This is a genomic window from Vibrio sp. 10N.222.55.C6, from assembly GCF_041473395.1.
In the GTDB taxonomy this organism is placed as follows: Bacteria; Pseudomonadota; Gammaproteobacteria; order Enterobacterales; family Vibrionaceae; genus Vibrio; species Vibrio crassostreae_C.
The window spans coordinates 1-558 of record NZ_JBFRSD010000223.1 but is presented as its reverse complement, the minus strand read 5'-3'; the positions used below and the strand labels follow the sequence as shown (position 1 = coordinate 558).

The window sequence follows — 558 nt, the reverse complement described above, 5'->3', positions numbered from 1 at the left end:
ACGATGGTCGGTTCAAGACCAACTTGAGCCCCGCCAGTGTGAGCTGAAGCGCTACGAGCATTAGATGAAATAGAGACCATCATGTTCTTTTCTAAGTCTGCAATAGCCACGTCCTCACCCGCGTAAGTGGCGCTGTCTACTTGATAGCTATAGCCATTTACAACAATGGTGTTGCCAGAAACAGAGTCAATGGTACCTTGAATTGCTGATGGAGCTTGCGTGTTGTTATCGTTGCTTCCATTGCTATTGCTGTCACTACCGCCACAGCCAGTTAGAATTAAACCGACAACCGAAATCAGCGCTAACTTTTTCATCTATATACTCTTTATTTGGTTTATTGAGGGTGTATCTTATAAACTCAAACGTGAAGCACTCGTGAAGAAAGGTGAAATAAATCGATGAAAGTTTTGATCGTTGATGACAGCCACAATGTTGCAGAAACCATTGCCGATTACCTAGAGTTAGAAGGGATGGTGATCGATTGTGCTTATCATGGAGAAGCGGCGTTAAAGTTAGCGTCTGAGAATCATTATGACGTGATTATCATGGACATAATGA

General features: G+C 42.8%; 2 protein-coding genes. One reads left to right on the top strand and one right to left on the bottom strand.

Annotated elements, in window-relative coordinates; translation table 11 throughout:
• The coding region (locus tag AB4486_RS23355; protein WP_372118924.1) for a DUF5666 domain-containing protein at positions 1-314 on the bottom strand (314 nt) is incomplete at its 3' end.
• Positions 315-398: 84 nt separating this feature from the next.
• On the opposite strand from AB4486_RS23355, the gene AB4486_RS23350 reads away from it, so the two are divergent.
• Positions 399-558: response regulator transcription factor (locus AB4486_RS23350; protein ID WP_372118927.1), on the top strand; the 160-nt coding region annotated here is incomplete at its 3' end.